Origin of the sequence: Micromonospora haikouensis (assembly GCF_900091595.1) — a bacterium.
In the GTDB taxonomy this organism is placed as follows: Bacteria; Actinomycetota; Actinomycetes; order Mycobacteriales; family Micromonosporaceae; genus Micromonospora; species Micromonospora haikouensis.
Window position 1 is genome coordinate 1 of the sequence record NZ_FMCW01000072.1, and the last position, 6966, is coordinate 6966.

7 protein-coding genes and 1 pseudogene are annotated in these 6966 nt (G+C 66.4%); 3 read left to right on the plus strand and 5 right to left on the minus strand.

Translation table 11 applies throughout. From position 1 onward, the window contains the following. Positions 1 to 334, plus strand: a 334-nt coding sequence (locus GA0070558_RS32290) for a transposase family protein (protein ID WP_141722422.1), incomplete at its 5' end; no start/stop codon positions are given. A gap of 422 nt (positions 335 to 756) precedes the next feature. Here the strand turns inward: GA0070558_RS32290 and GA0070558_RS32295 are convergent. Together GA0070558_RS32295 and GA0070558_RS33175 are read right to left on the minus strand one after the other, a co-directional pair. Further along, the gene (locus tag GA0070558_RS32295) at positions 757 to 1404 is read right to left on the minus strand and encodes a GNAT family N-acetyltransferase (protein ID WP_091287256.1); all 648 of its coding nucleotides are present in this window, start codon (positions 1402 to 1404) and stop codon (positions 757 to 759) included. After that, the gene (locus tag GA0070558_RS33175) at positions 1401 to 1973 is read right to left on the minus strand and encodes a hypothetical protein (RefSeq protein ID WP_141722423.1); all 573 of its coding nucleotides are present in this window, start codon (positions 1971 to 1973) and stop codon (positions 1401 to 1403) included. The genes GA0070558_RS32295 and GA0070558_RS33175 overlap by 4 nt, the downstream gene beginning before the upstream one ends. A 939-nt stretch (positions 1974 to 2912) precedes the next feature. On the opposite strand from GA0070558_RS33175, the gene GA0070558_RS32305 reads away from it, so the two are divergent. Together GA0070558_RS32305 and GA0070558_RS32310 are read left to right on the plus strand one after the other, a co-directional pair. Next, positions 2913 to 3245 carry a hypothetical protein gene (locus GA0070558_RS32305; RefSeq protein WP_091287264.1) on the plus strand — a complete coding sequence of 111 codons (333 nt, stop codon included), beginning with the start codon at positions 2913 to 2915 and terminating at the stop codon, positions 3243 to 3245. 50 nt (positions 3246 to 3295) lie between these two features. Next, positions 3296 to 3637, plus strand: a complete 342-nt coding sequence (locus GA0070558_RS32310; RefSeq protein ID WP_141722424.1) for a hypothetical protein — start codon at positions 3296 to 3298, stop codon at positions 3635 to 3637. 390 nt (positions 3638 to 4027) lie between these two features. Here GA0070558_RS32310 and ribD read toward each other — a convergent pair whose 3' ends face one another. The 3 genes and pseudogenes from ribD to GA0070558_RS32325 all read right to left on the minus strand — a co-directional run. Further along, a complete protein-coding gene (gene ribD, locus GA0070558_RS32315; protein WP_091287271.1) occupies positions 4028 to 4963 on the minus strand; it encodes a bifunctional diaminohydroxyphosphoribosylaminopyrimidine deaminase/5-amino-6-(5-phosphoribosylamino)uracil reductase RibD in 936 nt (311 codons plus the stop codon). Continuing rightward, positions 4963 to 6111, minus strand: coding sequence for an NsdA family TPR-like regulatory protein (locus GA0070558_RS32320; protein WP_091287274.1), 1149 nt, complete (start codon positions 6109 to 6111; stop codon positions 4963 to 4965). Before GA0070558_RS32320 ends, ribD begins: the two co-directional genes overlap by 1 nt. Before the next feature lie 672 nt (positions 6112 to 6783). Beyond that, positions 6784 to 6966 (minus strand): annotated as a pseudogene (locus tag GA0070558_RS32325) (IS701 family transposase); the annotation flags it as partial.

Below are 6966 nucleotides of genomic sequence, written 5' to 3' on the forward strand. Positions count from 1 at the left end.
CCACCAGTTGGACGTCACCGGCGCCCTGTACTGGGCAGCCTCCGAACTGCATCTACCCACCCTGGCCGACTCCGGCTACGAAGGCGCCGGCCAGGGCATCCACACCCCGTACAAGCAACCCGCCGACGGCCGTCGCCTCGCGGTCGACAACCGCGCCTACAACGCCGTCCTTCGATCGATGCGGTGCCTCGGAGAACGCGGCTTCGCCATCCTGACCGGCCGCTGGCGCACGCTACGCCACAGCACCGCCAGCCCACGCAGCCTCGGCGACATCGTCCGTGCCGCCCTCCACCTCACCCACTACGAACACCGATACCTACCGAATTCTTGTTGAGATCACGTCAGTTGCTGGTGTGGGTGGGCCTTGCGCGGCGGGCATACGGATAGGTCCTGGTCCTCGTCAGAATGGCTGATGGGATGCGGCCGGCGGGGCGCGGGATGGCCCGCCGGTCGACGTCCGGCATTTCCGCCGCGCGGTTGCCGGGGATGGCAATCGCGCTTGAGCAGCCTGTGGTCCCCGTCGTGGGTCTACTTTCGGCCGATGAACGGAGACAGGGTTACGGTCATGTCCGCGTTTCCTGTCGAGGTGGGCGGTAGAGCAGTTCGGTGGCGAGTGCGAGGCCGTTGGCCTGGTTGCGTGAGAGCCCGGGAGACGCGGCGCTGCCTATTGGGGCCGACGAGCGTCGCGTCTCCCGGGCCGTGTCACCCGCTTGCCGACGGGTGGATCATGGCCGCCGTGCTTCTGGCGGGCAGGCATCAGGTTGTCGGTTCTTCACGGGTCTGGCCGGACCCTGTCGTGCGGCGAGTGGCGTAGAGGGAACGGTCGAGGGGCCAGAGTGTCGGTCCGTCGGGTAGGTGCAGGGGCAGTCCGGGGTGGTAGCCGTGGGCGTGGAGGAAGTCCCGGGCCGTCTCGGTGGTCACCACGGCGTAGATGGGCCACCCCTGGCGGTCGACGCGGCGGTGGTGACGGCCGAGCAGACCCGCGCCGAAGCCTCGTCCCCGACTGGCAGGGGCGACGTGGAGCCAGGCCAGCCAGTGGTGCGGCGCATCGGACGCACAACTGCCCATCAGGGCGTGCAGCTGCGCGAATCTGGGCAGCAGCGTCCGGGGGATGGCCGAGTTGAGGTGGTGGGCCGCCAGCGCCGCGCCCTGCGAGGCGGGGTGGAGACGCCACACGGCGACGGCGGACGCGTCGAGGAGCACGTCGACGTGGCCCCACTCGACGGCCTGGTCGACCTGCATCGACAGCAGCCGGTGGAAGACATCGGTTCGCATGCGCGGGTCGGGCACCAGCCACTGGGCGACGGGGTCGTCCGTAAGGGACTCGACGAGTAGGGCGGTGACCGCGGCCACGTCGTGGGGGCGGGCCGGGCGGATCGGCGGGGGCAGAAGGTGCGTGTTCACAGGGTCCTTCGGCTGGGCGGGGTGTTCCAGATGAAGTGGATGTCGTTGGTGTCCCTGCCAACCTCGGCCCTGACCATCAGTATCTCCAGGACGGACTGCCGGTAGGGGGTGCGGATGTCGCAGAGGGTGGCGCGCCGCTCGGCTGCGTTCCAGGCCAGGGACTCAGCTACTTCGGCGATCAGGTCCTCGGCCCGGCACCTCGCGGCGCAGTTGTAGATGCGGAACGGGACGTGGGCCTCGATGCCTTCGATCTCTCTAAGTTCGGTGAGAAGACCGCACATCATCCGGCGGTCGCAAACCTCGCACCAGAGCAGCAGGCGAAGCAAGTACGGGTCGGTGCTGGCGCACATCCTGGACCGAATCTCTCCCAGAGGCGTCGCCGACCGTAGCTCGATCGCATGATGAACAGAGAAGCGGTCAGGTTGGGCCAGGGGGTGACTTTCAGCTTCATGCCGGCCTCGCCCGGAGGCACACTCGGAGTCGCTGTCGAGAGGGGTTACGGCGTCGAGGCCGAAGGGTCGATAGGGCTTCTCGTTTCCCCAGGGAACGAACCACTTGAGGCGGGTCACCGCCGCTCCTTCGTGCGACGGAGGGGCGCAGTCCGTAGCCCTGGCCGCCGGCTGTGGCCTTTGGTTATGGGTGCAGGAAAGTCGCCATCCGCAGTCGTCGCTTCAGCAAGTCTCGGCCGGGGCCATCGCGAGTTCAGTGTCGGAGATCGGGCCGCCGAGTGGCTCCGTGGGCTGGTGTCGGCCAGAAGGAAGCACTTGATCTCGCGCATACATCCCCCTGGTGTGCACGCTCGGCGTTGGCGGACAGCTCGTACCGCATCAACGATCACCTGAGAAAGCGGAGCTGGGAATGCCGACCTTCGGTCCGACTTCACGCACAGACTTGCGGTCCGGCCAGGAGGCGCTGCTACTGCGAGGGCTGTACTGCTGAGAACAGCCGGTCAAACCTTGGTAACTGTCGGCAGCACCGACACACCAGGGGCAATCCGGCGAACACCCCTAAAATCGCCCTATTCGGATGTCTCACAAGTATTCGGCCGCAGGAAACAGCTCGCGAGCCAGCCACCGCCCGGTCGTCCACCCACTACTGGTCGCCGGCCAGCTAAGTAACCCACCGCATCATCAGTCACAAGCGATATCCAGCTTGCTGGTTGACAGTGCCGTCACGCCCTCGCGCCACGGGTGCATGATTCCGTCCGCCCCAGGCGAGTTTGGCAAGCTTTGTATCTCCGAGTCGTGGATGCGACTTTGGGGTTCCGTCTACCCGTTTCCCGTTGGAAGCATCGGGCCGAACCGCTACCACGTTAAGGAGGCGCGCAAGTGCAAAGAGCAATCCGATGCGTTGGACGCCAGGGAAGCGCGATCTTACTTATCGTCGTCACCCTCCTGGCCGCCGCAGCCTCACCCGCCGCAGCTCGGCCCAGCGAAGTATCGGCAGCTTCCTTGCTATCGCCCGATCTCTTCCGGACGGACGAGCGCGGAGCCCTTGCAAGACTCGCCATGGCCAAGACAAACCCGCCACAGGCGCTCGCCCCCATCGTCTACGCCGACATCGCCTGCCACATCCTTCCGACAAGGTACGTTCAGGACAAGGGGTGGGGCGTGGACGCCCAACCCAACAGGCAGTTGCACATCTACCGCGACCTGTTCATCAACGGCCAGTGGTGGAAGACCACGGAGAACTGGCCCTACGCGTCGTCGAGCGGATCGTGGAGCACGCCGACCGGGGACCATGCAAGTCTGCTCAGCGGTACCTTCATGTTGTGGGTGACCGCCTACTACAACTCGGATGATGCCTATATCGGTCGCGCGACCGACACCTGCACCGCCTGACCGCCGGCAGCGGCCACCGCCGTGGAGGCATGGTTAGCCCTGGAGTGGTGATGATCGACGAGAACCCCGCCAACGACCCGACCCGTGAGTGGGTCACGGGCGGGCCCGACGTCGCGTTCGACGCTCGCGCCTTGCTCCGCAAGATCGACAGCAATGGCCAGGGCCTCGTGCGCTATCTCGCCGAGCGGGCCGGCAGCCCGGTTGCCACCCAGGCGATCGCCACTGATCTAGGCGTCTCGACACAATCGATCGAGGATTGCGCCGCCTGGATCAACAAGCTTGCCGAAGCCTTGGGCTACGTACCGCTCGTAATCTGGTCGGGTGTCGGGCTACTCATCACCACTGACGCAGCTGTTGTCGCACGTCAGGGGCTGATCAACGCCCAGCGTTGACGAATCCGGGGGCGGTGGGCTCAGTCGAGTCCACCGCCCCCGGCCTGCCGGTTCCGCCTCGCGGTAAGCCTGCGCCGGATCGCGCCGAACGCCCATAACGCCGCCAGTAGCAGTGCAGCGGGTATCAACAGGCCAAAGGCGGATCTCAGCAGCGTTGGGAAGTCCATCCATCACCCCCGCTCTCGAAGCCCTCATCGCTACGTTTCAGGCTACCCGTCGATGCGGTAATGGCGTCATGCCTCGCAGCACCGGCAGGCTTCGCCGACCGCCTGGCCGCCCACAGGCCGACGGGCGGCCAGAAGAGTTTCAACCGGCGTTGACACTCAGCGGTTAAGGATGCCAGTCCGAAGGCTTCGGCCCTCGCATGAGCCTCATCGTCGAAGTAATCGCTTAGGTCGGAGAGAGTCTGTGCAGTTCGGATCGGGTAGCGGCGGCTCGTAGGGCGGCGGCCGACGTGGAGCGTTGAAGTCGAACGCGTACATCGGCAGCCGCCGGGGCGATGTCGACGAGCTCGAAGCCGGCAGGCACGAGGTCTGCAGTGGCTGTGTTCAGGTCACCGGCCGGTGGAGTTCGCCTCACGGTGATCACGATCTCGTCGACGTAGTCGAGGTTGTGGTGGAGCGTGCTGCCGTGACGGGTTCCGGCAACCAGGATGGCACGTGAGCCGGTGGCATAGCAGGCCGACAGCCACCGCTGAAGGTCGCTGGCAGGACCTTGGGGCAACGTAAAGTGGTCGGGAGAGTGACCCTCGGGCACACCCTCCTCAAGTGCGTTGTGGCCGAGGACCAGGTCAGCCCTGCTTCGCAGCTCAGCGGTAAGTTGCTCGTCAACCTCATCGCTGTACCGCTCATCGAAAGCATAGGCCCAGGTCAGGTAGGGGCGACGGCGGACGGTAGCCGCGAGCCAGCGGCCGAGGACGGTGAGGGTCTCATCCGGAATCACGTTCGTTTCGACATCGATTCCGGCAGCCTTGAGGACGGCGGCGCCTCCGTCGCCTCGCGACGTGGGGTCGATGATGCTGATCACGACCCGGGCTATGCCTGCGTTGATGAGTTCCTGGCGGCAGGCCGGAGTAACGCCGACGTGGTTGCAGGGTTCGAGGGTGACAACGGCAGTGCCCCCACGCGCTGCGACGCCCGCCGCGTTCAGAGCGTGGACCTCAGCGTGCGCTTCTCCCTTGCGCCGGTGGTAGCCGGCACCGACAGCGACGCCGTGCCGGTCGAGAATGACGCAGCCGACGGGCGGGTTCGGGCTGGTGGTTCCCAGTCCGAACGACGACAACGTGATTGCTTGCCGCATCGCGGCTACTTCCGCGTCGGATGCCATCAGGTAGCCTCCTCAATGTCGTTGAGGAAGGCGTGGACTTCCGGCAGTTGCTGGTGTCCGGTCATCGCGGCGCCCAGTTGGGCGAGCTGGTGCAGGACTCGTCGTGACCGGGCTCGGCGGGCGATCCGCAGGGCGTGGTGTGCCGTTGCGGCGGCCACGTCGGGCTGTCTGGCCGCCGCATGGGCGGCGGCCTTGTTGAGCAGGGCGGTAGCGAAGTCCTGACGGTGCCGAGCGGGAATCGTAGGAATGGCCTCGTCCAAGACAGCGATCGCTTCTTCGGGTCGCCGTGCCAGCCGAAGGCACGCTCCGCGGTGCACTTCGATGTAGCCGCTGGTGCAGTAGGAAGCGTGCTCCCCTTCTGGCTTACCCGGGCTGCGGTCCGCCGCCCAGCGATGCGCGTCATCGAGCAGACGCATGGCCTCGCGATGTCCGCCTTTGGCGGCGAGGGCGTGCGCGCGCTGGACGCGCAACGCCGCCCGCATGGGCGTCGGAAGCTGCTCGTCATGGCGCAACGCCCCCTCGGCCTGCTCAACGGCCTTGACGGGGTCTCCGCTGGCCAGGTACTGCTGGCTGCTGCGGTAGGTGGCCCAAGCAATCATGGTCGGATCAGCGATCTGACGTGCCCAGACGAGTGCCTGCCGTGTCCAGTAGCGGCCCGTCGAGTGGTCATTGAGGGACTGGTTGAGCCAGGCTGCGGACTCGGCGTACTGGGCGGCGAGGCGGACGACGGAAGGTCGTAGCGCCTGGGGCGCCTCACGCAGGAATCCATCGATCGCTGCAAGCTGCGCGGTTACCCCTACCAGCGCGTACTCAGGGCCGAGCATCTTGTCGTTCTGAACGAGGAGATGCCACTGTTCGCGTAACAGATCGATGGTCTCGTCCCAGCTACCGGGTCGAGGCTCGGTCGAACCGTCGGCGAGGTTCGTCTCTCGACTGCGCCTCGGGCTGTAGAGATCAAGTTCGGCATCGGTAGCGACTTCGAGTACCTGACGCAGTGCGATCCGCCGTGCTTCGCTGGGCCAGCGATGCTCGCCGCGCTCCAGCTTGCCGATCCACCGGAAGTCAACGTAATGGGGCGTGACATCGCGGCCCGGGTAGATCGCGTTGAGCGCCGCGTTGACCGCGTCGGCAAGTTCGCTGCGTGACATGGACTGCCCAGGCCGCCTCGGCGAGGGCAGACGTTGCCGGGCACCGCTGAGCACCCTGTTCGGCCTGATTATCGTCTCCGAATGACGCGGCACCTCTTCTCCTCTCGGCCAAGACCGCCTGTCCTGCCGACTATGCCATCGGCCGTGGAGATGCTCGACCTCCCATGCCCTGACGACCGAACACGACATGGATGCAACGGAAGGTGAGACACGAACGCCGCCGCGGTGGCAGGGGTGCAGCCGAGGTCGTCCGATCCGGAACTGACCGGGCTTCGGTGCGGACCATGGTGCTCGCCGCACCGAGAAAGACGCGGTAGAACCAGCAGGTCCGCGCCGGCCGCGTACAACGCCGAACGCTGCTGTACGAGTGGCGGGACCGGGTTGCCTCCGGCTCGCTGTTCGATCCCCGTTTCGTGGTGGCCAGCAGCACTCCGGATGGCCACCACCCATTACTCGCAGGTCTCGGTGCGCCGTGCGTCGAGGTCGCCGACGGTCGCGGGGCCAGGCTACGACATGGTGAACGCGGGTGAGCTCACCGACGCTGGAGCACGGCCCAGTTGGAACTCCGGCGAGCGCCGGCCGAGTCCGCGCCGCTCTGCCAGAAGCGTTCGCCCGGGGCTGGCGCCAACTTCAAGGTTAGGAGTTCCTAGTACTGCAACGGCGGGTCGTGACTTATGGTGGTTCGAGTCGTTTGCGGTAGTGGGCGGCTCGGGCTTGTTCCTGACGGCGGCGGCGCCAGGTTGACCAGTGCAGCACGTGATCGGCCACGGTGCGTCCGATGAGGACGAGTTTGCCGAGCAGGCGGCGGATCTCGTTGCTGCTCAACGGGATCAGGCTGCCCTCGCTGCCCGTGGC